This is a genomic window from Halomonas sp. ML-15 (genome assembly GCF_014779595.1).
Taxonomy (GTDB): domain Bacteria; phylum Pseudomonadota; class Gammaproteobacteria; order Pseudomonadales; family Halomonadaceae; genus Franzmannia.
On sequence record NZ_JACXZT010000019.1, the window covers coordinates 1,051,808 to 1,078,294 of the forward strand.

Below are 26,487 nucleotides of genomic sequence, written 5' to 3' on the forward strand. Positions count from 1 at the left end.
CAAGAGGAACGCAACCCCATGGTTAAGGTGCGTGAAGACCAGCCGCTGACCGCCGACGGGGCAGTCGATATATCACAATGGTTGGTTCGCCTGGAGGAAGACGCCACCCTGCGTGACCGGGGCGAAATGCGCGAGGCCTGCGAACTCGCCGATCGCCTGGCCAGGGAGGCCGAGCGGCCCCATAAGGCGTGGTTGGACGATGGTTCGAGCTTTCGCATGGGCCTGGAGATGGCCGATATTCTCGGCGAGCTCAAGCTCGATCAGGAAACCCTCGAGGCGGCAGTGCTCTATCGCGCGGTGCGCGAGGGGTTGATAGGGCTCGATGGGGTGGCCAAGCGCTTTGGTGGCGAAGTGGCGGGACTGATCGATGGCGTGCTGCAGATGGCGGCAATCAGCCACCAGACGCCGAGCCACGGCATGACCCAGCATGACCAGCAGGACAACCTGCGCAAGATGCTGGTGACCATGATCGACGATGTACGGGTGGCGCTGATCAAGATCGCCGAGCGCACCTGCGCACTGCGCCAGGTCAAGGATGCGACCCGCGACAAGCGGCTCAGAGTGGCCCGGGAAGTGTTCGATATCTACGCGCCGCTGGCCCATCGGCTGGGCATCGGCCACCTCAAATGGGAGCTCGAGGATCTCTCCTTCCGCTACCTGCACGAAGACGACTACAAGTCGATCGCCAAGCAGCTGGCCGAGAAGCGCCTCGACCGCGACCGCTATATCCATGAGGTGGTGGCGACGCTCAAGGGGCTGCTCGAGGCTCAGGGCATCTCGCGCACCCAGGTCGACGGCCGGGCCAAGCACATATACTCGATCTGGCGCAAGATGAAGCGCAAGCGTATCGACTTCTCACAGGTCTACGACGTGCGCGCGGTGCGTATCCTGGTCCCCGAGGTGACCGACTGCTACACCGCCCTGGGGCTCGTGCACTCGCGCTGGCATCATGTGCCCAACGAGTTCGACGACTATATCGCCAATCCCAAGAAGAACGGCTACCAGTCGCTGCACACCGCGGTGCTGGGGCCTGAAAACAAGGTGCTGGAGATCCAGATTCGCACCTTCGGCATGCACGAGGAAGCCGAGCTTGGCGTGTGTGCCCACTGGCGCTACAAGGGGCATGACACCAACGCCAAGAGCCGCAGCTACGAAGAGAAGATCGCCTGGCTGCGTCAGGTGCTCGAGTGGCAGGACGAGGTCGGCGACTTCGGTGATCTGCGCGAAGGCCTTAATAGCGATGTGGCCCCGGATCGCATCTATGTGTTTACGCCCGACGGTCACGTCATCGATCTGCCCAAGGTCGCCACGCCCATCGATTTCGCCTACCGCGTGCATACCGAGATCGGCCACCGCTGCCGTGGCGCCAAGGTCAACGGGCGTATCGTACCGCTCACCTACAAGCTCAAGACCGGTCAGCAGGTCGAGATTCTCACTGCCACCAAGGGTGGCCCCAGCCGCGACTGGATCAACCCCTCGCTGGGGTTCGTGCGTACCTCGCGGGCGCGGGCCAAGATTCAGGCCTGGTTCAAGCAGCAGGCGCGCAGCCAGAACCTCGAAGAGGGCAAGGCGCTGTTCGACAAGGAGATGAAGCGACTCGACGTCGAGGACATGGATCTCATCACCCTGGCGCGCAAGGTCAACTACACCAGCGTCGAGGACATGTACGCCGCGTTGGGCGCCGGTGACCTGCGCATTGGTCAGGTGCTGCATCAGGCCCAACAGCTGTTCGGCGAGTCGGATGATCAGGAGCAGCTCGACCGTCTGCTGGCCAAGCCGCGTCGTGCCCCCAGCAAGAGCGACGGCGACGCCATCACCGTGCTCGGGGTCGGCAACCTCAAGACCAGCATGGCCAACTGCTGCCACCCGGTGCCCGGTGAGCCGATCGTTGGCTTCATCACTCAGGGGCGCGGCGTCACCGTGCACCGTCAGGACTGCCCCAATATCCTGCAGCTGCGTCTCGACGAACCGCAGCGGGTGATCGAGGTGGAGTGGGGCGAGCGGTCGCGCACCCAGTATCCGGTGGATATCGAGATCGAGGCCTGGGACCGCTCCGGGCTGCTGCGCGACGTCACCGGCGTGCTCAGCAATGATCGCGTCAACGTGCTGTCGGTGAACACTCTCACCGACCAGGACGACGGCATCGCGCGGATGTCGATTACCGTGGAGGTCGACGGCCTGGAAACACTCGGCCGGCTGTTCTCGCGCATTCAGCAGCTGCCCAACGTGATCGACGTCAAGCGCCTGCGCAGTGGTGGCAAGCCGCGGTCTGGGCGCCAGCGGAGGCCCCAGCCATGAGTCAGTCACGTTACGACCTCGACGACCTGCTGAGCCTGATGGCGGTGCTGCGTGACCCGCAGCAGGGTTGTCCCTGGGATATCCAGCAGGACTGGGACACTATCGTTCCGCATACCCTCGAGGAAGCCTACGAAGTCGCCGATGCCATTGAGCGGCGCGCCTTCGACGAGCTCCCCGGCGAGCTCGGCGACCTGCTGTTCCAGGTCGTCTACTACGCCCGCTTCGGCGCCGAGGAGGGGCGTTTCGACTTCCATGACGTGGTGCATACCCTGACCGCCAAGATGCTGCAGCGGCATCCCCACGTGTTCCCCGACGGCAGCCTGGCCTCGCGCCGTCCCGCCGGGGTCAGCGCCGAGCAGGTGCAGACCCGCCAGGTCAATAGCCGCTGGGAGGCGCTCAAGGCCGAGGAACGCGCCGCCCGCGCCGAGCTTGGCAATGTCTCGGTGCTCGACGACGTGCCGCGCACGCTGCCGGCGCTGTCGCGGGCCGCCAAGCTCTCCAAGCGCGCGGCCCGGGTCGGCTTCGACTGGCCCGACAGCCGCGGCGTGATCGCCAAGATCCGCGAGGAGCTGGCCGAGGTCGAGGAGGCGCTCGCTGCCGGCGACCGCCAACACGCCACCGAGGAAGTCGGCGACCTGCTGTTTGCGGTCACCAACCTGGCGCGCACCCTCAAGGCCGACCCTGAGCAGTGCCTGCGCACCACCAACGCCAAGTTCGAGCGCCGCTTTCGTCACGTCGAGGCGGCGTTGGCCGCGCGAGGTCAGCAGCCGGCGTCAGTCACGCTCGACGAGATGGAAGCGCACTGGCAAGACGCCAAGCGCGATGAAGACACCCCTGACTACCGCAAGGAGGGCGCCGCCCATGAGTGATGATCTCCACGAATCGCTGCGTGACAACGTACGCGTGCTGGGCGACAGCCTGGGGCGTACCATTGGCGACGATCAGGGTAGCGCCTTCGTCGACAAGATCGAGACTATCCGCGGCTTCGCCAAGCGCGGCCGACAGGGCGACCAGCCGAGTCGCCGCGAGCTGATCGAGTTCCTGCGCAAGCTGCCCGACCGCGACTTGCTGCCGGTGACCCGCGCCTTCAACCAGTTTCTCAATCTGGCCAATATCGCCGAGCAGCACTACCGCGCCCGCTACCGTCGCGTGGAAGACTACAAACCCGGCTCACAGCCGGTGCTTGGCGAGCTGCTGCGACGCGCCCAGTCCGAGGGGCATGCGCCGCGCAAGCTGGTTGAAACGCTGGCCGGCATGCGCGTCGAACTGGTGCTTACCGCCCACCCCACTGAAGTCATTCGGCGCACCCTGATCCAGAAGTACGACGCCATCGACGACTGCCTGTCGGTGATCGAGGCCGCCGGCGACTACCCGGAGCAGTCGAGCCGCGCCCACGGCCGGCTCGAGGAGCTGATCAGCCAGGCCTGGCACACCGACGAGATCCGCCACGAGAGGCCCACGCCGGTGGATGAGGCCAAGTGGGGCTTCGCGGTGATCGAGAACTCGTTGTGGCAGGCGGTACCCGACTTCCACCGCGACCTCGATAGTCTGCTGCTGGAGACCGCCGGCGAGCGTTTGCCGCTGGATGCCGCGCCGCTGCGCTTCGCCTCATGGATGGGTGGCGACCGCGACGGCAATCCCAACGTGACCGCCAAGGTCACCCGCGAGGTGCTGCTGCTGGGGCGCTGGATGGCCGCCGATCTCTACCTGCGCGATCTCGAACAGCTCAAGGCCGAGCTGTCGATGTGGAAGGCCAACAGTGCGTTGAAGGCTGAGGTCGGCGACGAGCCTGAGCCCTATCGGGCGCTGCTCAAGCGGCTGACGACGCGGGTCGAAGCGACCCGCGACTGGGCCAAGGCGTGCCTCGACGGCCGCAGCCATGAAGGCGGGCCAATCATCGAAACCCGCGACCAGCTCTATGCGCCGCTGCTGGCCTGCTACCGCTCGCTGTGCGACGTCGGGCTCGACACCATCGCCAACGGCGCGCTGCTGGATACCCTGCGCCGGGTGGCGGTATTCGGCGTGACCCTGACCAAACTGGATATCCGCCAGGAGTCGAGCCGGCATAGTCAGGTATTCGAGGAGCTTACCGACTTTCTGGAGCTCGGCCACTACCGCGAGTGGGACGAGCAGCAGCGCCAGGACTTTCTGCTCGCCGAGCTCGAGTCGCGGCGCCCGCTGATCCCACGCCGCTGGGAGTGCTCCACCGAGACCCGCGAAGTGATCGACACCTTCCGCGTCATCGCCCGCGAGCAGCGCGAGGCGCTCGGTACCTATATCATCTCGATGGCCGCCCAGCCCTCCGACGTGCTGGCGGTGGCGCTGCTGATGCAGGAGGTGGGTGGCGATGTGCGGCTGCCCATCGCGCCGCTTTTCGAGACCCTCGACGATCTCAATCGTGCCGGTGACGTGGTCGACCGCCTGCTCGCGCTGCCCGGCTATCGGCGCCTGGTCGGCGACAGTCAGGAGGTGATGATCGGCTACTCCGACTCGGCCAAGGACGCCGGCCAGCTGGCCGCTGCCTGGGCCCAGTATCGTGCCCAGGAGACCCTGGTCGAGGTTTGCGACGAGCACGCCGTGGACCTGACCCTGTTCCACGGCCGCGGCGGTACCGTCGGTCGCGGCGGCGGTCCGGCCCACGCGGCGATTCTCTCCCAGCCGCCGGGTTCGGTGAACGGCAGCCTGCGGGTGACCGAGCAGGGGGAGATGATTCGCTTCAAGTTCGGCCAGCCGGAGATCGCGCTGCGCTCGATGGAGATCTACGCCTGCGCGGTGCTCGAGGCGACCCTGCTGCCGCCGCCGGCGCCCAAGCCGCACTGGCGTGAGGAGATGGACCGCCTGGCCGAGATTGCCCATCGCGGCTATGTCGGGGTGGTGCGCGAGGATCCCAACTTCGTGCCCTACTTCCGCGCGGTGACGCCGGAGGGGGCCCTGGGGCGTCTGCCGCTGGGCTCGCGGCCCACCAAGCGGCGTCAGGATGGCGGGGTGGAGACGCTGCGGGCGATCCCCTGGATCTTCGCCTGGACCCAGACCCGCCTGATGCTGCCGGCCTGGCTGGGCAGCGGGGATGCCTTCGCCACTCGCCTGGAAGAGGAGGGCGGCCTCGAGCGGCTGCGTGAGATGCGCCGGGAGTGGCCCTTCTTCGGCACCTATCTCGATATGCTCGAGATGCTGCTGGCCAAGGGCGACGTCGAGATCACCGCCTACTACGAGCGACGACTGGTCGATGAGCCGGCGCTGCTGGCGCTGGGCATGAACCTGCGTGAGCGCTTTACCCGGCTGCAGGGCTTGCTGCTCGAGATCCTCGATCAGCAGGCGCTGCTCGAGAACACCCCGCTGATCCGCCAGGCGATTGCGGTACGTAACCCTTACATCGACCCGCTGCACGGCCTGCAGGCCGAGCTGCTGCAGCGTAACCGCGATGCCGATGGGGCGATCAGCCCGGAGCTGTCCCGGGCGCTGATGGTGACCATGGCGGGTATCGCCGCCGGGCTACGCAATACCGGCTAGTCGGCGGCTGGGGGCAGCGTCTCCGCGGCGCTGCCGCGCTGGTTGCCCTCACAGCTCGTGGCCAAGCACTACCTGGCAGATATCGGCAAACGAGCGCGCACCGGGCAGCAGCGACAGATCCAGTCGCAGCGCGCGGCTGACGTCGGCGGCCGAGATCAGGCCGCGCAGCCGCGGCGGCTGCTCCTTGTCGCCCTGGGTAACCAGCAGGTACTGGTCGCCAGACGCGCGCAGGGTCTCGATCAGCTGGCCGACACTCAGTCGCTCCAGGTGGGTCAGCGGCATGGCGTGCAGCGACTCGCAGGGAATCTGCACCATGCCTGCGGTCACCTCACTCCTGGCAATGTCGTGTTGGTGCATGGCGATGGTGATGCGACGCCCACCGATCACCTCGCGGAGCATCACGATGCCGCTAAGGCAGCCGGCGGCATCCATGACCAGCAGCTGCTGGACCTTGTGCTGCTCCATCGCGGCGCGGGCCTCGTCGATAGGCGTGTCATAGGCAACGCTGGGCACCTCGACACGGGATAGATCGACCATCACGTCGAGGGCCGGACTCTCCCATGACGGCGGCACAGGAGGCTCGGGACGTTCGATTGCGGGGTGTTGTTGCAGGTAGCTCAGGCTGCGCGGCGCATGCAGTGATAGGGTCATGTAAAGCCTCTTCGCTTGCTTAATGGAGTGGGCGAGGGACACCTCGCTGAGTGTTACCTTGGCTGGCGTGACTTAAGAAAACCTTAAGTAGACATGGCGAAACTCAAACAGTGACGACGGTGCTCTGACATGCGAATACTCCTGGTCGAGGATGATCCGTCGCTGGGCGAGGGCATACGCGTGGCGCTGCACCGAGAGGGATATACCGTCGACTGGTTGCGCTGCGGCGGCGAGGCGCTGGCCGCGCTGGAAAGCGATACGTTCTCGGCGCTGGTACTGGATCTCGGCCTGCCCGATATCGACGGCCTCGAGGTGCTCGAGGCGCTGCGTCGACGCCACACCCTGCCGGTGATCGTGCTTACCGCGCGGGACGCCCTGGCCGATCGCCTGCGCGGCCTGGACGGGGGCGCCGACGACTACGTGCTCAAGCCCTTCGATCTACCCGAGCTGCTGGCCAGACTGCGCGTGGTGACGCGGCGGGGCGAGGGGCGCCGCTCCCCGCAGCTGCAGCTCGGCGAGCTAGTGATCGATGAGGCGCGGCATGACGTGATGTGGCAGGGCCAGGCGGTGAAACTGGGGCGTCGCGAGTTCGCCTTGCTGCTGGAGCTGGCGCGTCACCCCGGTCAGGTGATTCCTCGCTCACGGCTCGAGAGCCTGCTCTACGGCTGGGACGAGGATGTCGAGTCGAACGCCCTGGAGGTGCATATTCACCACCTGCGCAAGAAGCTCGACAAGTCGCTGATCGTCACCACCCGCGGCATCGGCTATCGCCTGGAGGTGTCTGCTTGATGCGCTCGATTCGTCGCTACCTGATCGTCACGCTGACGATGGTGCTCTCCATTGCCACGGTCATTATCATCGCCGTCATCTATCGAGTTACCCACCACAAGGCCGAGGATGTGCTCGACGTACAGCTGAGCCTCCAGGGCCGAATCGTCGCCTCGCTGCTGGCGCCGGGAACGCCGCCACAAGAGTATGCGCGGATTGCTCGCCACCTCGATCAGCCGGGCCACCCCTCGCGCTGGTTCGGTGACGAAGGGGACGTGGCAGAGACGCCGGCCGCCGCCCCTGCGCGCTTCCATCAAGACGAGCGCATGCTCACCCTGGGCTTCTGGCAAGCAGACGGTACGCCTTGGTTGATGGGCGCCGAGTGGAACGATGCCGGCCCATTTCCGTCGCCGCAGCGCCAGGGCTATCGCTGGGAAACCTATGACGGCGAGCGCTGGCGGGTCTTCAGCCTGGTCCTCGACGATCAGCAGCGCTGGCTCAGTATTGGCCTGCGCGAGGATTTCCATGACGATCTCTCCCGCCAGCTGGCGCTGGGTAACCTGCTGCCGCTGCTGATCGCGCTGCCGGTGCTGCTACTGCTGGTGGGCCTGGTGGTGCACTACGGCTTGCGGCCGTTGGCGAGCTTGTCGCAGCAGGTCGCCGGGCGCGATGCAGGCCAGCTAGGGCGTCTCCAGTTGGCGGTGCCGCGTGAGCTACGACCGCTGCGTGACGCCTTGAACGACTTTATGGCGAGGCTCGAGGGAGCGCTTATCCGGGAGAGACGCTTCAGTGCCGATGCCGCCCATGAGTTGCGCACCCCACTGGCGGCGTTGAGGGTACATCTGGATAATGCCGTGGCCGGCGAGCGGGACGCCTTGTCGCGGGCCCAGGGCGGCATCGAGCGACTGCAGCGCGTCGTCGAGCAGCTGCTGGCGCTGGTACGTCTGGAGCAGGAGAGCGACGCCTCACCGGCGCCGGTAAACCTGCTGGCACTGACCCAGGAGCTGGCCGCGGAGGCGTGGCCTCAGGCACACGCCCGTGATCAGCAGCTCTCTATCGACACCAATGAGGCTGTCTGGGTCGAGGGCAATGGCACCGAGCTGGGCATGCTGATCCGCAATCTGCTCGATAACGCCCTGCGCTATACGCCGCCGGGGGGCTGGGTGAGCGTCGCGATGGGCCGCGATGCTGGACAGGCCTGGTGGGTGGTGCGCGACAGTGGCCCGGGGATCGACGAGGCGCTACTCGCTTCGGTCACCGAACGCTTTCGTCGAGGCAGCAACCGCGAGGTCGAAGGCAGCGGCCTGGGCCTGTCGATTGCGCTAGAGGTTGCCCGCCGACAGCACTTGACGCTGCGGCTGAACAATCGCCGCCAGGGCGGGCTCGAGGCGTGGCTGCGCTGGCCTCAACCTGCAGCGTAGAGGGCACTCAGCTGGGGGGTGGCAAGCCCGTGGCGTCGCGCTGCTTCTAGCAGCGGGCCGAGGATGGCATCATGCTCGGTGGGCCGCCCCGCGAGCACGTCCTGAAGCATCGAGGCGCGGTTGTTGGCGGTGCCCTCGATGACCCGCCACACCCGGCCATGCCAGCCCTCTGCCGGCGGGGCGATGCCCTCGGCATGCATGATCGCCTCCAGCTCATCGAGCAGCGCCTCGACCAGCGGCCGAAACGGCCGGTCGCGCAGCTGGCCGTTGCGAATTCGCCAGCGCGCTACCAGCGGATTGATGGCGGCATTGACGACCAGCTTGTGCCATAGCCGCAGATCGATATCGCCGACGGCCTGGCAGCGCAGGCCGGCCCGACTCAGCAGCGCGGCCAGCGCCTCGGCGAGGTCGGCATGGGCGCCATCAAGATGACCCAGATAGGTCTCGCCGTGTCCGGCGTGCACCACGCCGCCCTCGGTCACATAGGCCCCCTCGCTGGTGGTGGCGCACAGCACCGGCCCGCTCCAGCGCCGGGTCAGCGTCCGTTGTACGCCGTAGCCGTTCTGCCACAGCACCAGGGGGGTATCGGGCGCCAGCTTTGCCGAAATGCCCTCCAGCGCCGCCGCGGCGTGGTAGGCCTTGGTGGTGAGATGCAGGGTGCCGCGAAACGGCGCGGTGAGGCTCTCCGGCGTGGCGCCGGTCAGCCGACGCTGCAGGCGCTGGCCGTCGGGACTGGTCAGGCACAGCGACTCGGGCGGCGGGCGCCGTCCGAGCAGCGTCACCGGGGCCAGGTCGCTGAGGCGCATGGCGAGCAGTCGCCCCAGCGCGCCGGGGCCGACAATCAGCTGCGGCTGGATCATGTCTTGCCTCCCGAGGCCTTGCTCGTGCGCCGCCGGGTGCCGCTGCTGCGCTTGGTGCTGCGTCGCGTCTTCTTGCCGCCGCTGCGCGGCCGCGCTGGCGGTGCGGCGACGCCCTGGGCGCTGCCCAGGGCCTGGCGCATACGCTCGGCATCGGCGGCGCCAAGCAGGCCGCGCAGGTCGCCGAGTAGCGCGCTGAGGAACGCCTGCTCGTCGTCATCGGCCTCGGCGATGCGACTCAGGCGCTGCTCCCACAGCGCCGTGCGCTCGGGGCGTGTGGCGGGATCGGGCAGCGAGGCGATCAGCGCATGGCCGGTATGGGTGGCGCGCAGCGCGGCCTTGATGCGCACCAGGTAGCCGCGGTCGAGCAGCGTCTCGATGGTGCCGGCGCGGGTCGCCTCGGTGCCCAGGCCGTCCGACTCGCGCAGCGTCCGCTTGACGGCCGGGTCGTCGACATAGCGGGCGACGTTCATCATCGCCTTGATCAGGCTGGCATCGTTGAAGGGCTCCGGCGGACGGGTCTCGCGATCCTCGACGCCGGCGCCGCTGACCCGGGCCGCTTCACCGCGGGTCAGCGGCGGCAGCGGCGGGGTTTCGTCGCGGGTGGTGAACAGCGGCTTCCAGCCGGCCACCAACACCTCGCTGCCGCTGGCCGTGAAGCGCTCGCCCAGCACCTCGAAGCACGCCTTGACCTCGCGGGTCTCGAGGTGGGCATGGAACTGCGCCAGGACATTGCGCACCACCAGGCGGTAGACGTTGGCCTCCATCGCCGACAGCCGCGCCAGGTCGGGGGTCTTGCCGGTGGGCGCCAGAGCGTGGTGGGCGCCGACCTTGGCATCATCGAAGGCGCGTCCGCGGCGCGTGAAATCAGCGCCTCGGCACCACTCGGCGAGGGTCGCATCGGCCTGGCACAGCGCCGGCAGGGCGGCCGCCAGCGGCGCGTGGTGGCCGCGGGGCAGATAGCGACAGTCCGAGCGTGGATAGGTGATCAGGGTATGCCGTTCATAGAGTGCCTGGCAGGTGTCGAGGACCTGCTTGGCCGAGTACTTGTAGCGCCGTGATGCGTCGACCTGCAGTGCCGACAGCGAGTAGGGTAGCGGTGGCGCCTGGCGTTTGTCGCGGCTGTCGAGCTCGCTCAGCAGGCCCTCGGCGCCCGGCAGCCGTGCGGCCAGCTCGGCCGCCGGGGCGCGCTCCAGCAGCCGACCCTGGTCGTCGAGGGGGTGCCGCTCACCGGGCTGCCACCAGCCGCGTACCTGGCCATGGGCGACCGCGAAATCGGCCCACAGCACATGGAAAGGTCGCGGCGTGAAATCAGCGATCTCGCGGTCGCGGCGCACTACCAGACCGAGCACCGGCGTCTGCACCCGGCCCACCGATAGAACGCCGTCATGGCCGGCCTGGCGCCCGGTCAGGGTCCATGCGCGGGTCAGATTGATGCCGTACAGCCAGTCGGCGCGGGCGCGGGTCTCTGCGGCACGGTAGAGGGCCTGGTAGCGGGCGTTATCCTCCAGCCGCCCAAGCGCCTTGACCACCGCCGGGCGGTTGAGGTCGCTGATCAGCAGGCGCTTGATCGGTCCACGCCAACGCAGATGCTCGATCACCTCCTGCACCAGCAGCTGGCCTTCGCGATCCGGGTCGCCGGCATGCACCACTTCGCTGGCTGCCTTGAGCAAACGCCGGATCACCGCCAACTGGCCGCGCGCCTTGGGGCGTGGCATCAGCTGCCAGGGGTCAGGCACGATCGGTAAATGGTCGAGCCGCCACTGTTTGTAGCGTGGATCGTAGGCGTCAGGCGGCGCCTGCTCCAGCAGATGACCGAGGCACCAGGTAACGGTGGTCGCGCCGACCTCGATGCCGCCATCGAAGCGGCGCTGCTGGCCGGGCAGGGCGTCGGCAATGGCCCTGGCCAGGCTGGGCTTTTCGGCGATGATCAGGCGCATGGCGTGACTCACAAGCTGGGGTGGTGGATATTCTTCCAGTATCGCGACGGCACCGCCAGGTGTACTCTTCTTGTTCAATGTATAGGGTTTGTATCGATATGCGCGAGCGCGGACGGACACGACGCCTGCTGGGCCTGGGGGCACGCACCGGCGGCGCCATGCTCAAGAGCCGGCTGGGCGGCAACAGCGATTGGCGGGCGCTGGGCGAGGCGCTGTTTGCCGGGCTGTCGGAGCTCAAGGGGCCGGCCATGAAGCTGGCCCAGATCATGTCGCAGTGGGACGACCTGCTGCCGCCGGATCTGGCCGATGAGCTGGCGCGACTGCAACGACAGGCCGAGCCGATGCCCTGGGAGAAGATCCGCACCACCCTGGTCGAGCAGTATGGCGACCTCGAGGCGCATTTCCGCGAGGTGGAGCAGCGCCCCTTTGCCAGCGCCTCCATGGGCCAGGTGCACCGCGCCGTGACCCACGCCGGCGAGACCCTGGTGCTCAAGGTGCAGTATCCGGGATTGGCCGAGGTGCTGGAGAGCGACCTGGCGCAGGTGCGGCGCATGATGCGCCTGGGGCGTTGGTTCAAGGTGCCCCAGGCGCGCCTCGACGCGCTGTTCGAGGAGCTCGCCGACAGCCTGCGCGGCGAGCTCGACTATCGCGCCGAGGCGGCAGCGCTGGCGCGCTATCGGCAGCGCTATGCCGACCACCACCAGATCGTGATTCCCGCCCCGGTCATGGAGTTCTGCGGCCCCAGGGTGCTGGCCATGCGCTATGTGCCGGGCACGCCGCTGCGCGACCTGGAGCAGACCGACACGGCGACCCGCCAGCGAATCGCCGAGACGCTAGCCGACTGGCTGACCGAGGAGCTGTTTCGCTTCGGCGAGCTGCACGCCGACCCCCACGCCGGCAACTTCGCCTGCGACGATCAGGGCCGTCTGGTGATCTACGATCTGGGCGCGGTGGTTGCGGTGCCCGAGGCGCGTCTGGCACAGATGCTCGAACTACTGGAAGCCACCCTGGTGCATGATCCCCTGGCCATGGACGCCGCCCTGCTCAAGATGGGCGGGCGCCAGGGGGAGGGGGCGCCGCTGGCGCTGTATCGCGAATCTGCCGAGGCGGTGGCGCCGCTGTTTGCCCCCGGCGAGCAGGACTTCGGCGATGTGCGGGTGCACCGTCGTCTGCGTGAGCTGAGTCCACGGGTGTGGGCGGCCATGGATCGCTTGCAGCCCCCGGCGGACACCCTTCTGCTGTCGCGGGCGCTTAACGGCCACTACTGGAACCTGGTCAGGCTTGGGGCGCGTCTCGACATGCATGTTCGCAGCCAGCCGCTGCTGGAGTGGGCGCGCCAGCGCCGCGCACTAGGGTGAGCCGACCCCCGCCTACGTGCTAAACTATCGCGATTTTTTTCGGCGGAGATGGCGATGCTGGCGGTATGGGTAGAACAGCTGCTGGGGTTTGCATCGGGAGCCCTTGGCGCAATTCGTGACAATGAGCACTATCCGTCGTTCATGGCCTGGGCCCGCGACGAGGGGCGCATCCTGGTCGGCGATGACCTGGCGCTGGCTCAAGCGCTGGCGCCCGAGCTGTGGTCGCAGACTCCCCTCGAACGCGCGGGGTTCGACTGCGAGCCGCTGGCGCGACCGGGGCGCAACGAGCCCTGCTGGTGCGACTCGGGCCGCAAGACCAAGCACTGCTGCGGCGCGGTAACGATCCCCGGGCCTATTCCCAGCCACCTGATGTGGATGCTGTCGCTGCGCGAGTGGAAGGGGCCCACCCTCAAGGCGGCTCTGGCCAGTGGCAATGCGCCGGCCCAGTCGCTGCTCGAGGCCGGGTTGATCGCCGCCGAGAGCGGCCAGCGTGGGCGCGCCCAGCAGATTCTCGAGGCGCTGTTCGACGGCGCCGACTGGTCGCAGATGCCAGAGCAGGCCGAGCCGGCCTTCGAGTTGCTGGTGGATCTCTATCAGGAGCGCGGCTTCTATCGCAAGCGCACCGCGCTGCTCGATGAGGTGCTCGACCGCGGGCCGCTGTTCCTGCGCGGTGTGGCGCTGGAACGGCTGTGTCTGATGCATCTCGACAATGATGACCTGGCGAGTGCCCGAGAAGCCTTCGTGCGCGCCCAGCAGGCGCTGCCCGATTCGCCGACTCTGGCCTATATCGAAGCCATGCTGCTGCTTCACGAGGGCAACGTCGAAGAGGCCGCTGAGCGCGCCCGGTTTTGGTTTCGCCGGCTGTCGCGACAGGGCGATCTCGACCCCGAACAGCTGCAGTTTCTCGCCGATCTCGCCGAGAATCCGGGGGCGACGCTGGCCGAGCAGATGGTCAATTCCGAGGAGGACCTGGCCGATCCGCTGGCAGCGCTCCAGGCGCTGCTGGAAGCGCTGCCCACGGCACCGCTGCTGCGCTTCGTCACGGCCGAGGATGGTAGCCGTGAGTACCATCGCAGCGCCCGCGAGGACACTCTGTTTGCCGCCTGGCAGAAGCACTTCCAGGTGCTGGTCGATGAAGACGCGGCGCTGGGCTTCGAGGACGATCCCTGGCCCCATGCCGGGGAGTGGCTCGCCGAGCTCTGCGCGCATCCCGAATGGCTCGACTCGCCCCAGGTGATGCAGGCGCTGACGCTGGCGTTGACCAGCCGCTTCGGCAGCCTGCCGTGGATGGCGCCGAGCCTGTTCGAGCCGCTGGCCCAGCGCCTCGAGCGCTGGCTGACTCAGCTCGACGGCCACGGCGATGGTTCCTTCGAGTGGGATGCCGCCGACAACGCTGTGCTGCTGCGCACCGGCCTGGCGCTGGTGGTGGGCATGGAGCGTGGCGCCCGCGAGCACTCCCGCGAGCTGGCCGAGCGGCTGCTCTCCCTCGACGCACAAGATAGCCTCGGGCTGCGCGAGTTGGTGCTCGATCAACTGCTGCGTGAAGGCAGCGACCGGCGCGCCCTGGAGGTCAGCCACCAGCCGATGGAAACGCCGTTGCTGGGGGTGATGATGGGACGAGCGTTGGCACTGTTCCGCCTCGAGCGCTTCGATGAGGCCAGCGAGGCGCTGCGCGAAGCGCTCGCCATCAACGGCCACGTTATCGAGATGCTCTGCAATGACCGTGCGCGAGGCGTCAGCCTGCCCGCCTCGGGACTGCCGGAACCGGGCAGTCGCGCCGAGGCCTGGCAGTACCGCACCCTGATGCGCGACCAGTGGGCCAACACTCGTGGAGCGCTGGACTGGCTATGTGATCGACAGCCGCAAGGATAGTCAGGTGGCACGCGGCACAGGCCTCGGCACCAGGTCCTGGTCGCGGCTGACCCAGATTGCCAGCAGGATTGCCGGCAGGCCGAGGGCGGTGGCGATCACGAAGAAGGTGGCATAGCCTTCGGCGGCGACTACCATGCCGCCGAAGCCGCTCAGGAACTTGCCTGGCAGGGTCATCAGCGACGAGAACAGGGCGTACTGGGTGGCGGTATACGCCTTCGAGGTCAGGCTCGAGAGAAAGGCGATGAAGACGGCACTGGCCAGGCCGTTGGCCAGGTTATCGCCGATGATCGCCATGACCAGGAATGGCAGGCTCTGACCTGCCAGGGCCAGGGCCGCGAACAGCAGGTTGGTCAGGGTCGCCGCTGCGGCGCCCAGCACCAGGATCGGCCCGATGCCGTAGCGCGCCACCAGCAGCCCGCCGAGGATGCCGCCGCTGATGCTCATGGCGATACCGAAGATATTGGTGACGTTGGCGATGGTGGCCAGCGAGAACCCCATATCGATATACAGCGGATTGGCCATCGACGCCATGGCCAGATCGCTGATCCGAAACACCGCGATAAACACCAGCAACCACAGCGCCTTGAGACGATGACGCGAGAAGAAATCGGTGAATGGGCAGACCACTGCGCCGATCAGCCAGGCCCCCAGGCGGCGCATTGGTTTCGGCTGGCCACGGCTGGCGCGTAGAAAAGCACGCACCTTGGGTTCATGGATCAACTGGGTGTTGAGCGACAGCCGGGCCGGCTCAGGGCGCAACAACACCGTGATCACCCCGACACCCACCAGTGCCGCCATGGTCAGGTAGGCGACTTCCCAGGAGTAGGCCGATGCCACATAGAGCGCGCCGGCGCCGGCGGCCAGCAGCCCGCCGCGGTAGCCGATGATATAGGTCGAGGCCATGGCGGCCTGGATATCATCCGGCGCCGACTCGATGCGGAAGGCATCGATGGCAATGTCCTGGGTGGCCGAGCCGAAGGCCACCAGTAGCGCAAACGCAGCGACCACCACCAGGTTCTGGGTGGGGTCGAGGCTGGCAAGTCCGATCAGCCCGCCGGCGATCAGCGCCTGGGCCAGCAGCATCCAGCCGCGGCGCTGACCGAAGGTGCGCGTGAGTACTGGCAGCGCCAGGCGGTCGACCACCGGCGCCCAGAAGAACTTGATCGAATAGAGGATGCCGATCCACGAGAAGAAACCGATGGCGGCGACCTCCACGCCATCGCTGCGCAGCCAGGCCGACAGCGTCGAGAACACCAGCAGAAACGGTAGCCCGGCGGAGAAGCCCAGGAACAGCATGGTGATCACCGGGGCGCGCAGGTAGATGCCTAGCGCGGCGCGCCAGCTACGCTGAACAATAGGCGTGGGCATGGGCAGTCTCTCCGATCCGTGGGACGCATTGCAGGGCGGAAGACGGCTGACAGGAGTGGTAAACTCAGGCTTTGGCCGCCGATCACTTGCGGCGATTGTTGCAGAGCCGCAGAGCAGACGCCAGCGACATTCGGCCGGTTAGCGCAGGAGCCCTATGCACGAATTCAACGATGACCCAAGCGATCTGTCCTCCGATGCCATTCCGCGCTGGTACATTATCCAGTGCAAGGGGGGAGAGTCGTTTCGCGCCGCTGAACACCTCGACAATCAAGGCTATGAGGTCTTTCATCCGGTCCTCGAGGTGCAGAAGAAGCGCCGCGACAAACTGGTATGGGTCGCCGAGCCCTTGTTCCCCTACTATCTATTCATTCGTCTCGACCGGTTGGCCAGCAACTGGCGTCCAATACGCTCCACCCGTGGCGTGCTCAAGCTGGTCAGCTTCGGTCACGAACCGCTGGCAGTGGATGATGCTCTGGTGCAGCTGCTGCGCGATCAGGCCGCCCATACCGCGGATGCTGCGTCACAGGTGAATGTCTACTTTCGCGCCGGCGAGAGCGTCGAGATCACCGACGGCCCGTTCCGCGATCTCAAGGCAGTATTCGAGTCCCATAAAGGCGAGGAGCGTGCCATCGTGCTGCTGACCATGCTGCACAAGCAGCAGCGTCTGGAGATGCCGGTCGGCCAACTGCGACGCGATGGCTGACGCCGCCGATCCCCGTTATGTTGCAAAGGAGACACCATGACCACCATCGCGCCCCAGCGTGTGGTACGCCTGCACTACGTGCTCAAGAATGCCCTTGGCGAGGTGCTCGACGACTCCCGCGGACGCGACACGCCGCTGGAGTACCTGCACGGCCATGACAATATCGTGTCCGGCCTCGAGCGCGCGCTCGACGGCCAGGCCGTGGGCGCCGAGTTGAACGTCACGCTGATGCCCGCCGAGGCCTATGGCCTGCGCCAAGAGGAACTCGTTCAGGAGGTCTCCCGAGGAGCATTTCCGGTCGACGACCTGGCGCCGGGCATGCGCTTCCAGACTCAGGGCGACGCCGGCCCGCAGATCGTCACCGTGGTTGAGGTAGGCCCGGAGCGCGTGACGATCGATACCAATCACCCGCTGGCCGGTGGGCGTCTGAGCTATCGGCTCGAGGTCCTCAGTGTCCGCGAAGCGAGTCGCGCCGAGCTGGCCAAGGGACATCCGCTGGACGAGGGTGTCGACCACACCCAGGTCGAGGACCGCAAGCAGCCGTGACCCGCCGTTAAAACTGATCTGGATCAAGGGCGATGGCCATCGTAGGGTAGCGGCCGCGCAAACTTGATCCAGGTCAGGGTCCCCCCTGACCCCGCTGGCTACAGTGACCACATCACATACGCCACGGGAGACACGCCATGTACTGGGATGACGCCGTAATTTTCGGACTGGTCACCGTTGGCCTGGTGGTCGCTTTCATGGCCGGCTGGGTGGGGTTCGTGATTCACGATCACAAGCGCCATGGCAAGCACGGCAAATCGGATCAAGGTCGCGCAGAGTAGTCGCCATCGCGACGCCACCTGCGCCCTTCACCGCGTCGTCAGGGTAGGGGGCCTAGCCCCCTGTAGCCGGCCCCTTGGGCCGGCTTTTTTTGTCGCCGCTGCGTCAACCGTGATTGAGCAGCGAGGGGGCAGCCTGCACGCGCGTCAGGAAGTCCACGACCGGCTCGGGACGCGCCAGATGATAGCCCTGGACCAGATCGACGCCTTGTCGGCTAAGATACTCCAGCTGGAACGGGGTCTCCACGCCTTCGGCAACCAGCTTGAGTCCCAGCGTCTTGGCCAGAGCGATAATCGATCTGGCCAATGGCGCATCCTCGGCCTGCTGCAGGACATCGATGAACACCTTGTCGAGCTTGACTTCATCGACACGAAAATCCTGCAGATAGCGTAGCGATGAGTAGCCGGTACCGAAGTCATCCAGGGACAGTTCAACGCCCAGGTCGCGGAGCGCCTTGAGCTGCAGGCTGATGCCGGGGGACAGCAGCAGCGACTCCACCACCTCGAGGGTCAGCCGACCCGGGGCGATGGCATGTTTGTGCATCAGCCTGGCAATACGTGGCACGAAATCCTCGTCGCGCAGTTGCTGCACCGAGACGTTGACCGACAGACTGAGTGGAGTGTTGGCCAGCGGGCCGGCCAGCAGCTGTCCGGCCTGTTCCAGTACCCAATTGCCTATCGAGCGGATCAGGCCGCTGCGCTCGGCCTCGTGGATAAAGACTCCGGGGCTGATCAGGCCCCGCTCTGGATGCTGCCAGCGCAGCAGCACCTCAGCGCCTCTGAGCGTTTCCTGGCGGTCGAACTGCGGCTGCAGGTAGACGCAGAATTGCTGGCTGCGGACGGCCTCGCGCAGCTCACGCTCGAGGAGGTTCTGCTGCTGCTGCCATGCACTCAGCTCGCTGGCATAGAAGGCCACGAAGTGGCGGGTATCATGGCGCGCCTCCTTGAGTGCGAGCTCAGCGCGCTGCAGCAGCTGCTCGACGTTGTCGGAGTGGTCCGGGTAGCTGGCGACGCCAAGCGCGAATTGCAACTGGAACGCCTGATTGGCGACCCACCAGGGGTGAGCGTTGAGGGAGCCGAGCAGCTCTGCCAGCAGCTGATGCACCACGTCGCGGCTGGTGTCGGGCATGACCAGTATGACTCGGTTGGAGGGCAGGCGCGCCAGGTCGATACCGGGCAGCGACTGGGACATGTAGCGCTGCAAATGCTGGGCGAGCAGGTTCAGTGCTTCGTCGCCGCCGCGCTGACCAAGGGTTTCATTGATCTGGCTGAGTCCACCAATTCGCAGTACCCCAAGATGAAAGCGGCCGGCCTCGAGGTGGCGTTCCAATCGGGTGTCCAGCCCCCTGAGGGTCGGCAGGCCGGTCACGTCGTCGTGGTGCAGATAGCGGTACAGGTCCTGTTCCGCCTCACGGCGCCTCAGCGACTCGGAAAACTGTGAAATCAGCCCCGAAACGGCCAGTAGACAGCTGACCTCTTCGGCATGCCAGCGCCGTGGGGTCGGGGACTCGCAGCACAGGATGCCGCGCAGCTCGCCGCCGACGAAGACGCCGGCATCGAGCATCGAGACCACCCCGTGCTGTATCAGGTAGTCGTTGAGGCAGACCAGCCGCGGGTCCTGCTGCGCTTCGCCGCTGACCAGACTGGGGGAGTCGCGCAGCGCCTCCAGATAGCCGTGGAGGTCTTCGATGGGCAGCTGCTCGCCAACCTGAGTGTCATCGAGACTGGCTTCGCAGGTCATGCTTTCATCGTCCAGCAGCCAGATGCTGACCCGCGATACGTTCATCAGTCGTGTCGTGGAGATCAGAACGCTGGTGTAGAAGTCGCTGTCTCCAGCCTCCTGCTGGAGGTCGCGCAGTTCGTGCCAGGCCTGCTGCTGGGCGAGCAGGCGCTGGCGTGAGTCATGCAGTTCGCGCTCCAGGCGGCGATGCTCCTCGCGCTGGCGGCCGAGCTCACGGACAAGCAGCAGCGATCCGGCGAACAGCACCGTCGCGCCGCCGGCTAGCCAGGCCAGGCCGGTGCCCATGCCCATGTGACGCGAAACCTGCCAGCTGATGACCAGGATGAGCGCTACGCCGACACCGAGGGCACCCGACAGCAGGCCCATCAGACGGCGCTGGGTCAGTGGGCTTGGGCTGCGGTGATTGGGGTGATCGGGCATGTGCATCCTGGAACGACCTGCGTTGAGGCGCTTTCAGTGTAGTCAGCAGCAGACAGCCGCGCTTCAACTATTGCAGGCGCATGATCTCGCCATGTAGCGGCGTCAGGCGCGCATACAATCGGTTGCGGGTTTGCAGCGACAGGCCCTCGTCGATCATGGCGGCATCGAGATGCTCCACGAGTCGATTGAAGTGGCTGTTATCGAGCCCCATATGCTGGTGTGCACGGTCCATGGGAGGCCCCTGGTAGTCACAGGGACCATCGCTAATATCGCATAGCTGCTGCTCCAGCGAGGCCACGAAGAGGTCGATATTGGTGTTGGCGAAGAAGCCAACAATGTGCGAATCATCGGCAATCCGATACATCAGATTTTCCACCACCGCTGAAATGCCTGATTCGCCACCCAAGTCGGCATAAAGGGGGGGAGAGGATTGGCGAAGCGTGCAGCCGGCGGCCATCAGCATGGCGCTTGAAAGGACGGCTATCAGCATGATGCGAGAGCGGTGTAGCAAGCTGTTTCTCCTCAGAAAGCGAGCTGAAGCGAGAGATACCCGCCGCGCTGATCATTGAGACCTGCAATTGAGCCCAGCTCCAGCCAGGCAGCCGTGACTGATACCTGCTTGGTGAAGAAGTAGGCGCTGTAAAGGCTCTGCCAGTCGTCCTCTGCGGCGAAAGAGAGATTGTCGGGTTTCTGTCGGTATTCCGTACCGATGATCCAGCTGGGCGTGATAAAGAGTCCCACTGCCCCCTCGACGAGCAGCGAGGCTGAGTCTTTCTGATCCCCGCCGTAGCCAAGCAGTCCTCCCTGATTGGCGGCGGAGTGCCTGAGCGTGAGGTTGGTCACCAGGTTGCGACCGGCAATGGCGGAAAACCATAGCTTGCTACCACTCAGATAGATGTCTGTGCCGCGTGTGTCGCTGGCACCGATCGCCCGGGCGAGGTCGCCTTCCTCCAGCCACTTGTGCTGGAGACCCAGACTCCAGATGCCCCACGGGTGATAAAGCAGATCGCCGAAGAGTCGCAGTTTTCCTCCAGCGATGTTCTGTTCGAGCTTGCCACCCAGGGTGGTGAGATCCAGCCGCTGGCGCGCCAGTGACAGCTCCAGACGATCATGCAGATTGAGCCCGACGCCGCCGACGCTCAGGCGATAATCGTTTAACCAGGCACGGGTTCCCACGGTGGTCAGGCCCACTTCGCCGCTACTGGCTGTGCCGGCAAGCACCGCCCAGGGAGACAGGCCGCCGCCCGCGGCCCCTTCGATCTGACTGACGCCGCCAGTGCCGAGCAGGCGGCTGCCGGCCGAGACGTTGAGAGAGAGTGCGGTGAGCAGAGTGGCGCACACGCAGCGCCATAGGGTATATCGAGGTAAGCGGGTCACTCGCATCACTGTCTCCAGTTTACGCCAAGCCGAGGATGTCGCGGGGGTGATAGTGATCGAGCCAGGCGGCGACCTCATGACCCGGGAGCGGTTTGGCAATCAAATAGCCCTGCAGCTCGTCGCAGCCGAACTCGCGCAGCATGGCAGCGATGGCAGCGGTTTCCACTCCCTCGGCGACGACACTTAGCCCCAGGCGATGCCCTAGATCAATGGTCGAGCGCACGATGACCACGTCGTCTGGCTGCGTATCCAGCGACATGACGAATGACTTGTCGATCTTCAAGGCGGCCACGGGGAGCTGCTTGAGCTGCGCCAACGATGAATAGCCAGTGCCGAAATCATCGATTGCCACCGTAAGACCCGCCTGTCGAAGCTCGGACAGACAGCGGTGGGCAAGCGCGGGGTCCTGCATCACGGCACTCTCCGTCACTTCCAGACTCAGCTGCTCGACGTTGAGGTCGTAATGCGCCAGCACGCTGAGCAGATGCTGTCCAAGCTGTGGATCAATAACGTCCTCGGCAGACAGATTGATGGCTACCGAGTGAGTCTGCCCGTTGCTGCGCCATTCGGCGAGCTGGCGACACACGCTGTCAATCATCCAGCGGGTGAGCAGGCGGATGTTGCCCGACCGCTCGGCCAGGGTGATGAACTCGTCTGGGGGAATGAATCCAAGACTGGGATGCTGCCAGCGCATGAGCGCTTCGAACTGACTCACTTTTCCGGTGCTGGCTTCGATCTTGGGCTGATAGGCCATCCACAGCTGGGAATCCCTGGCTGCCTCCTGCAAGTCCCGTATTAATCGCAGCTGGCGAACATGCTGCTCGTCCTGTCCGGGCTGGTAGCGCTGCCAGGCGCTGCGCTGACGACGTGCTGTCTCGAGGGCGATGTCGGCGCGTCGCAGCAGCAAGTGAGGATCTTCACCGTGGGCGGGGCTATGCGACTCCCCGGCGGTGAGTGATGGGCGAAACGGTGAAGCATCCAGTTCAATGGGCTCGCTTAGATCGTTCAGCAGCGTGTCCTGCCAGCCAGCGGGCAGGGCCAGGTTGCGCACCAGCAGCAAGAATTCATCATCACTGAGACGAAAGGCCTGGAAGTCAGAGGAGGGCAGGTGTGCAAGCCGTTGGGCAAGGGTAATCAGTACCCTATCACCCAGGGCATAGCCGAAGGTGTCGTTGATATCGCCAAATCTTTCGATAGCCAGGCGCAACAGAGAGAAGGGCTGTCCTTGTCCGATCAGCGCCATGATGCACTCCTGTGCGCTGCTGCGGTTGGGCAAGTCGGTTAACGGGTCGTGGCGCGAGCGGTGCAGCAGCGCTCGCTCGCGCTCGTCGATATCGGCCTGCATCGACAGCAAGGTGCCGGCCAGCAGGCCGGTTTCGCCCCGAGGGGAGACGTCAATCGTCTCGAGGCGCTGGCCAAGACCTATGCGTCGAGCAGCATCGCTCAGCCGCGTCAGTGGCAGGCTCATGCTGCGGGCGCTCCAGGCCGCAGCAGCGGTGGTCAGCAGCAGGATCAAGCCGACGATGGCTAATAGCTGCCACTGCAGGTCGCGATAGGCGGCCAAGAGACTCTCTCGCGACACTTGCACCAGGGCGAGGGTCTGCTGTGGGCCGGCCAGATTGAGGGCCAGTTCGCGGGTCAGATAGTTGGGGTCGTCCGCGATGTCGATCGGCGTGGTTCGGTCGGTCAGGTCACGCCGCGAACTGACAAGATAGAAGGGGGTGTCTCCGCTTGGCTGGGCGACAACGCTGATGTCCAGGCGGGTAAGATTATGAATCTCTTCGACCAGCGCCTCATCGATCAAGAAGCCCATGCCCACCCAGCCGATCAGGTTTGGCGCGCGGACCGGGAGCAGCACGAATTCATAGGGTTGCCCGGCTTCGACGATGACATCAACCCCCGCCCCTTGCTGCTGCGCCTGCTCCAGCAAGTCGGTAAACGGTAGCGTGCTTCCGGCAGGGTGGTGGCTGCTGGCCAGCAAGGTGTCTGAGAGGTCGCTGAGGAGGACCATATCGGCGCCGGCGCGATCGCCGTGGTTGGCCAATACCGTGCGCAGCGTATCGGTATCCTGAGTGGCCACGGCGCTCTTGAACCCGAAGTCATCGGCCAGGATCGCCACGTTGCTACGCAACTGCTGGCCGCGCTCATCGAGGATCTGCTGCAGTACGTTTACGCCTACTTCCAGGTCATGCTCACCTTTGGCAAGGGCATCCTGATAGACCACTCGCATAAAGGCGCCACCGGTTACGGTGAGTGAAAACACCACTACGAGCAACATTACACTGAGCAGGCGGCCTCGAAAGCTCACAGCGGCGCCCGCTTGTCGTCACTGGGTGGCATCACGGAATCGCTGCTGCAGCGCCGAAGGTTCAGAGGGCGGCGGTGGCGAGGCTGTCAGGGTGAGGAGAATATCCTGCTGATCTGCGCCGTTAATAGAGAACTCATGCCACTGCTGGTGGCTGTCGTCGAGGCGTGGGTGCCAGACCCTCACGCGATGCTCGCCGGCCGGCAGGTCGGGCACCTGCCAGCGACCGTCATGCTCGGTCATCCCGACGTGGGTGGCGTCGCTGATCACAATGAAGGCCTGCATATGATCATGGATGTTGCAGCCAAGAACCACGACCCCAGCCTGGTCGAAGGTGACGGGAGGCGGCGTATCGCGCAGAAAGAGATTGAGATCGAAGACCTTGGCCGGTGAAAAGGAGTAGACGTGGTGGCGGGTACTGTCCTGGTTTGGGAAGCGAATACGGCTGTCGACCGGCACGGCCGAGACATGCGGGTGAAACGCAGCGTCGCGCTGGATGATGTCGTCGTCGACGCCTGGCCGGCCCGGCGCTCCGCTAACGTGGACTTCTATCACCGCATTGGGCAACAACTCGCCGTTATCGGCATCCCTGACGGTGAGCAGTGTGGCCCCGGCGGGGCTGGACAGCAGAAGAGTCGTGAATATCACTGCTAACCGCTGGGATATGAAAGCAGAGCGCATGGCGAATTGCCCCGGTCAGCAGAATGTATGAATTGAACAGCGATGGTGGTGTATTGCCTGTGTGCTGTCACCCTCTGCGGCTTAACGCTGTATCCACCAATGACGTTTCCAGGCGCGCATCACTCGCTCGGGGTACCAGGTCTCACCGCGACTACCGTTATAGCGCGCCAGGGCACGGGTCAGGTCGCCTCGCTCCACCGCCAGGTAGTGGGCGAGGATGGTGCAGCCATAGCGCAGGTTGAGCAGGGGATCGAACAGGTCGTCGGCCGGGCGCCCCAGTTCGTTTATCCAGAATGGCATGATCTGCATTAGCCCCTGGGCGCCGGCGGAAGAGACCGCCTGCTTCTGAAAGACGCTTTCGACCTGGATCACCGCCAGTACGATCTCGGGGGCTAGACCGGCCAGTCGCGCCTCCTGGTAGATGCGCTCGAGCAGCAGCCCACGGGTCTCAGGATCGGGAACGAAGCGCGCCAGACGCGGCTCCATGGCGCTACGCCACTGGCGGGAAGCCCATATCTGGGCTGCGCTGGGTGCCTCTTCGAGCACACCGTCGAGCGTCGCGCGCAGCCCTGGGGTGACGGCATGGCGCTGCTCGGCCAGCGTCGCCGGGGCCGAGCTATACAGCGCAACCGCCAACAGGGCGGCTGCGGCGGGGTTAGCCCGTGACCTTCTCACGCAGAAAGTCGACGATCTGTTCGGCAGGCACCATGGTCGGTGCGTCGTCACGGCGGCCCTTGTACTCCAGCTCGCCGTTGTCGAGGCTGCGGTCACCGATCACCAGCCGGTGGGGGATGCCGATCAGCTCCTGATCGGCAAACTTGACCCCGGGGCGGGTGTCGCGGTCGTCGAGCAGTACGTCGAGGCCGGCAGCACGCAGTTCGGCGTAGAGGCGTTCACTGGTCTCGCGGACGCGTTCTGACTTGTGGGCGTTCATCGGCACCAGCATCACCTCGAAGGGGGCGATGGCGTCGGGCCAGATGATGCCGCCGGCGTCGTGGTTCTGTTCGATGGCCGAGGCCACCACGCGGGTCACGCCGATGCCGTAGCAGCCCATCCACGGATGAGCTGCCTTGCCGTTGGCGTCGAGCACGGTGGCGTTCATCGCCTCGGAGTACTTCTTGCCGAGCTGGAAGACGTGGCCTACCTCGATGCCGCGCTTGATGGCCAGCTCGCCCTTGCCGTTCGGCGAGGGGTCGCCCTCCACCACGTTACGCAGGTCGGCCACCTTGGGCAGTGCCACGTCGCGTTCCCAGTTGATGCCGAAGTAGTGCTTGCCGTCGATATTGGCGCCGGCACCGAAGTCGCTCATCAGCGCCACCGAGCGGTCGATGATGATCGGCATATCGAGATTGACCGGACCCAGCGAGCCGGGGCCGGCGCCCACTGCGGCGCGGATCTGCTCTTCCGTGGCCATGCTCAGCGGGGTGGCTACTTCGGGCAGGTTCTCGGCCTTGATCTCGTTGAGTTCATGGTCGCCGCGTACCAGCAGGGCGATAAGCCCGCCTTCCGCGGCCTCGACCATCAGCGTCTTGATGGTCTTCTCGATGGGCAGGCCGTGCTGCTCCACCAGGGTGGCGATGGTACGCGCGTTGGGGGTGTCGACCAGGCGTAGCTCCTCGCTGGGTATGGCACGCTCCGGCTTAGTGCCCAGCGGGGCCGGCAGCGCCTCGGCCTTCTCGATATTGGCGGCATAGTCGGATTCGGTGGAGAACACGATGGCGTCCTCGCCGGAGTCGGCCAGCACATGGAACTCGTGGGAGCCGGTACCGCCGATCGAGCCGTTGTCGGCCAGTACCGGGCGGAAATCGAGGCCCAGGCGGGTGAAGATGCGCACATAGGCGTCGTACATCGCCTGGTAGGTGTCGAGCAGCGAGGCCTCATCGACGTGGAAGGAGTAGGCGTCCTTCATGATGAATTCACGGGAGCGCATCACCCCGAAGCGCGGCCGAATCTCGTCGCGGAACTTGGTCTGGATCTGGTAGAAGTTGGCCGGCAGCTGCTTGTAGCTATTGATCTCCTTGCGCACCAGGTCGGTGATCACCTCCTCATGGGTCGGCCCGACGCAGTAGTCGCGCTGGTGGCGATCCTTGAGGCGCAGCAGCTCGGGGCCGTACTGCTCCCAGCGGCCCGACTCCTGCCACAGTTCGGCGGGCTGCACTGCCGGCATCAGCACCTCCTGGGCGCCGGCGCGATCCATCTCCTCGCGCACGATACGCTCGACCTTGCGCAGGGTGCGCAGTCCCAGCGGCAGCCAGGTATAGAGGCCGGAGGTAAGGCGGCGGATCATGCCGGCGCGCAGCATCAGCTGATGGCTGATCACTTCGGCGTCGGCGGGGGTTTCCTTGAGGGTCGAGAGCAGCAGTTGGGTGGCGCGCATGGGTCCGGCGTTTCCT

The 26,487-nt window shown here is 65.8% G+C and carries 21 protein-coding genes; 10 read left to right on the forward strand and 11 right to left on the reverse strand.

Annotated elements, in window-relative coordinates:
- Nucleotides 1–18 precede the first annotated feature (18 nt).
- Genes relA through ppc form a run of 3 tightly spaced genes read left to right on the forward strand, consistent with a single transcriptional unit; the run spans nucleotide 19 to nucleotide 5,808 of the window.
- Nucleotides 19–2,298, forward strand: coding sequence for a GTP diphosphokinase (gene relA, locus IEI94_RS16685; protein WP_191168388.1), 2,280 nt, complete (start codon nucleotides 19–21; stop codon nucleotides 2,296–2,298).
- Nucleotides 2,295–3,167 (forward strand): nucleoside triphosphate pyrophosphohydrolase, encoded by an 873-nt coding sequence (mazG, locus tag IEI94_RS16690; protein WP_191168389.1) that lies wholly within the window; start codon nucleotides 2,295–2,297, stop codon nucleotides 3,165–3,167. The genes relA and mazG overlap by 4 nt, the downstream gene beginning before the upstream one ends.
- Nucleotides 3,160–5,808: a phosphoenolpyruvate carboxylase gene (gene ppc, locus IEI94_RS16695; RefSeq protein ID WP_191168390.1), complete on the forward strand. Its 2,649-nt coding sequence runs from the start codon at nucleotides 3,160–3,162 to the stop codon at nucleotides 5,806–5,808. Before mazG ends, ppc begins: the two co-directional genes overlap by 8 nt.
- 48 nt (nucleotides 5,809–5,856) lie before the next feature.
- On the opposite strand, the gene IEI94_RS16700 is transcribed toward ppc, so the two are convergent.
- Nucleotides 5,857–6,459 carry a CBS domain-containing protein gene (locus IEI94_RS16700; RefSeq protein WP_191168391.1) on the reverse strand — a complete coding sequence of 201 codons (603 nt, stop codon included), beginning with the start codon at nucleotides 6,457–6,459 and terminating at the stop codon, nucleotides 5,857–5,859.
- 129 nt (nucleotides 6,460–6,588) lie between these two features.
- On the opposite strand from IEI94_RS16700, the gene IEI94_RS16705 reads away from it, so the two are divergent.
- Nucleotides 6,589–7,248 carry a response regulator gene (locus IEI94_RS16705; RefSeq protein ID WP_191168392.1) on the forward strand — a complete coding sequence of 220 codons (660 nt, stop codon included), beginning with the start codon at nucleotides 6,589–6,591 and terminating at the stop codon, nucleotides 7,246–7,248.
- Entirely contained in the window at nucleotides 7,248–8,648 is a 1,401-nt protein-coding gene (locus IEI94_RS16710; RefSeq protein WP_191168393.1) for an ATP-binding protein, read from the forward strand. Before IEI94_RS16705 ends, IEI94_RS16710 begins: the two co-directional genes overlap by 1 nt.
- Here IEI94_RS16710 and IEI94_RS16715 read toward each other — a convergent pair.
- Nucleotides 8,633–9,508, reverse strand: coding sequence for a ketopantoate reductase family protein (locus IEI94_RS16715; RefSeq protein WP_191168394.1), 876 nt, complete (start codon nucleotides 9,506–9,508; stop codon nucleotides 8,633–8,635). The two genes, IEI94_RS16710 and IEI94_RS16715, sit on opposite strands and share 16 nt — an antisense overlap.
- Nucleotides 9,505–11,445, reverse strand: a complete 1,941-nt coding sequence (locus IEI94_RS16720; RefSeq protein WP_191168395.1) for a DNA topoisomerase III — start codon at nucleotides 11,443–11,445, stop codon at nucleotides 9,505–9,507. Before IEI94_RS16720 ends, IEI94_RS16715 begins: the two co-directional genes overlap by 4 nt.
- Before the next feature lie 98 nt (nucleotides 11,446–11,543).
- Between IEI94_RS16720 and IEI94_RS16725 the strand changes: the two genes are divergently transcribed.
- A complete protein-coding gene (locus IEI94_RS16725; protein WP_191168396.1) occupies nucleotides 11,544–12,803 on the forward strand; it encodes an ABC1 kinase family protein in 1,260 nt (419 codons plus the stop codon).
- A gap of 54 nt (nucleotides 12,804–12,857) precedes the next feature.
- A complete protein-coding gene (locus IEI94_RS16730) occupies nucleotides 12,858–14,675 on the forward strand; it encodes an SEC-C metal-binding domain-containing protein (RefSeq protein WP_191168397.1) in 1,818 nt (605 codons plus the stop codon).
- Here IEI94_RS16730 and IEI94_RS16735 read toward each other — a convergent pair whose 3' ends face one another.
- Nucleotides 14,676–16,043 carry an AmpG family muropeptide MFS transporter gene (locus tag IEI94_RS16735; protein WP_191168398.1) on the reverse strand — a complete coding sequence of 456 codons (1,368 nt, stop codon included), beginning with the start codon at nucleotides 16,041–16,043 and terminating at the stop codon, nucleotides 14,676–14,678. It lies immediately after the preceding gene.
- A gap of 154 nt (nucleotides 16,044–16,197) precedes the next feature.
- On the opposite strand from IEI94_RS16735, the gene rfaH reads away from it, so the two are divergent.
- The 3 genes from rfaH (at nucleotide 16,198) to ccoM (ending at nucleotide 17,573) form a co-directional block, all read left to right on the forward strand.
- Nucleotides 16,198–16,746 (forward strand): transcription/translation regulatory transformer protein RfaH, encoded by a 549-nt coding sequence (rfaH, locus tag IEI94_RS16740; protein WP_191168399.1) that lies wholly within the window; start codon nucleotides 16,198–16,200, stop codon nucleotides 16,744–16,746.
- A gap of 36 nt (nucleotides 16,747–16,782) precedes the next feature.
- Complete coding sequence (locus tag IEI94_RS16745; RefSeq protein ID WP_191168400.1) at nucleotides 16,783–17,292, forward strand: FKBP-type peptidyl-prolyl cis-trans isomerase; 510 nt, start codon at nucleotides 16,783–16,785, stop codon at nucleotides 17,290–17,292.
- Nucleotides 17,293–17,429: 137 nt separating this feature from the next.
- On the forward strand, nucleotides 17,430–17,573 hold the full coding sequence (gene ccoM / locus IEI94_RS16750; RefSeq protein ID WP_191168401.1) for a cytochrome c oxidase subunit CcoM: 144 nt from the start codon (nucleotides 17,430–17,432) through the stop codon (nucleotides 17,571–17,573).
- 103 nt (nucleotides 17,574–17,676) lie between these two features.
- On the opposite strand, the gene IEI94_RS16755 is transcribed toward ccoM, so the two are convergent.
- The 7 genes from IEI94_RS16755 to IEI94_RS16785 form a co-directional block, all read right to left on the reverse strand.
- Nucleotides 17,677–19,731 (reverse strand): putative bifunctional diguanylate cyclase/phosphodiesterase, encoded by a 2,055-nt coding sequence (locus IEI94_RS16755; RefSeq protein WP_191168402.1) that lies wholly within the window; start codon nucleotides 19,729–19,731, stop codon nucleotides 17,677–17,679.
- Nucleotides 19,732–19,798: 67 nt separating this feature from the next.
- Nucleotides 19,799–20,242 carry a group I truncated hemoglobin gene (locus IEI94_RS16760; RefSeq protein WP_224750171.1) on the reverse strand — a complete coding sequence of 148 codons (444 nt, stop codon included), beginning with the start codon at nucleotides 20,240–20,242 and terminating at the stop codon, nucleotides 19,799–19,801.
- 11 nt (nucleotides 20,243–20,253) lie between these two features.
- Nucleotides 20,254–21,114, reverse strand: a complete 861-nt coding sequence (locus tag IEI94_RS16765; RefSeq protein WP_191168403.1) for a DUF3034 family protein — start codon at nucleotides 21,112–21,114, stop codon at nucleotides 20,254–20,256.
- Between the two features lie 13 nt (nucleotides 21,115–21,127).
- Complete coding sequence (locus IEI94_RS16770) at nucleotides 21,128–23,374, reverse strand: EAL domain-containing protein (protein WP_318153416.1); 2,247 nt, start codon at nucleotides 23,372–23,374, stop codon at nucleotides 21,128–21,130.
- Nucleotides 23,375–23,434: 60 nt separating this feature from the next.
- A complete protein-coding gene (locus IEI94_RS16775) occupies nucleotides 23,435–24,061 on the reverse strand; it encodes a Cupredoxin (protein WP_318153417.1) in 627 nt (208 codons plus the stop codon).
- 114 nt (nucleotides 24,062–24,175) lie between these two features.
- Nucleotides 24,176–24,769, reverse strand: a complete 594-nt coding sequence (locus IEI94_RS16780; RefSeq protein ID WP_412030914.1) for a transglycosylase SLT domain-containing protein — start codon at nucleotides 24,767–24,769, stop codon at nucleotides 24,176–24,178.
- A complete protein-coding gene (locus IEI94_RS16785; RefSeq protein ID WP_191168406.1) occupies nucleotides 24,750–26,471 on the reverse strand; it encodes a proline--tRNA ligase in 1,722 nt (573 codons plus the stop codon). Before IEI94_RS16785 ends, IEI94_RS16780 begins: the two co-directional genes overlap by 20 nt.
- Nucleotides 26,472–26,487: the final 16 nt, after the last annotated feature.

What these genes read in the sequence shown, in the direction of transcription:
- IEI94_RS16730 (WP_191168397.1), top strand. Translation starts at nt 12,858, where the DNA reads ATGCTGGCGGTATGGGTAGAACAGCTGCTGGGGTTTGCATCGGGAGCC.
- rfaH (WP_191168399.1), top strand. Translation starts at nt 16,198, where the DNA reads ATGCACGAATTCAACGATGACCCAAGCGATCTGTCCTCCGATGCCATT.
- ccoM (WP_191168401.1), top strand. Translation starts at nt 17,430, where the DNA reads ATGTACTGGGATGACGCCGTAATTTTCGGACTGGTCACCGTTGGCCTG.
- mazG (WP_191168389.1), top strand. Translation starts at nt 2,295, where the DNA reads ATGAGTCAGTCACGTTACGACCTCGACGACCTGCTGAGCCTGATGGCG.
- IEI94_RS16705 (WP_191168392.1), top strand. Translation starts at nt 6,589, where the DNA reads ATGCGAATACTCCTGGTCGAGGATGATCCGTCGCTGGGCGAGGGCATA.
- IEI94_RS16710 (WP_191168393.1), top strand. Translation starts at nt 7,248, where the DNA reads ATGCGCTCGATTCGTCGCTACCTGATCGTCACGCTGACGATGGTGCTC.
- ppc (WP_191168390.1), top strand. Translation starts at nt 3,160, where the DNA reads ATGAGTGATGATCTCCACGAATCGCTGCGTGACAACGTACGCGTGCTG.
- IEI94_RS16735 (WP_191168398.1), bottom strand. Translation starts at nt 16,043, where the DNA reads ATGCCCACGCCTATTGTTCAGCGTAGCTGGCGCGCCGCGCTAGGCATC.
- IEI94_RS16725 (WP_191168396.1), top strand. Translation starts at nt 11,544, where the DNA reads ATGCGCGAGCGCGGACGGACACGACGCCTGCTGGGCCTGGGGGCACGC.
- IEI94_RS16785 (WP_191168406.1), bottom strand. Translation starts at nt 26,471, where the DNA reads ATGCGCGCCACCCAACTGCTGCTCTCGACCCTCAAGGAAACCCCCGCC.
- IEI94_RS16745 (WP_191168400.1), top strand. Translation starts at nt 16,783, where the DNA reads ATGACCACCATCGCGCCCCAGCGTGTGGTACGCCTGCACTACGTGCTC.
- IEI94_RS16755 (WP_191168402.1), bottom strand. Translation starts at nt 19,731, where the DNA reads ATGCCCGATCACCCCAATCACCGCAGCCCAAGCCCACTGACCCAGCGC.
- relA (WP_191168388.1), top strand. Translation starts at nt 19, where the DNA reads ATGGTTAAGGTGCGTGAAGACCAGCCGCTGACCGCCGACGGGGCAGTC.
- IEI94_RS16720 (WP_191168395.1), bottom strand. Translation starts at nt 11,445, where the DNA reads ATGCGCCTGATCATCGCCGAAAAGCCCAGCCTGGCCAGGGCCATTGCC.
- IEI94_RS16715 (WP_191168394.1), bottom strand. Translation starts at nt 9,508, where the DNA reads ATGATCCAGCCGCAGCTGATTGTCGGCCCCGGCGCGCTGGGGCGACTG.
- IEI94_RS16700 (WP_191168391.1), bottom strand. Translation starts at nt 6,459, where the DNA reads ATGACCCTATCACTGCATGCGCCGCGCAGCCTGAGCTACCTGCAACAA.
- IEI94_RS16765 (WP_191168403.1), bottom strand. Translation starts at nt 21,114, where the DNA reads ATGCGAGTGACCCGCTTACCTCGATATACCCTATGGCGCTGCGTGTGC.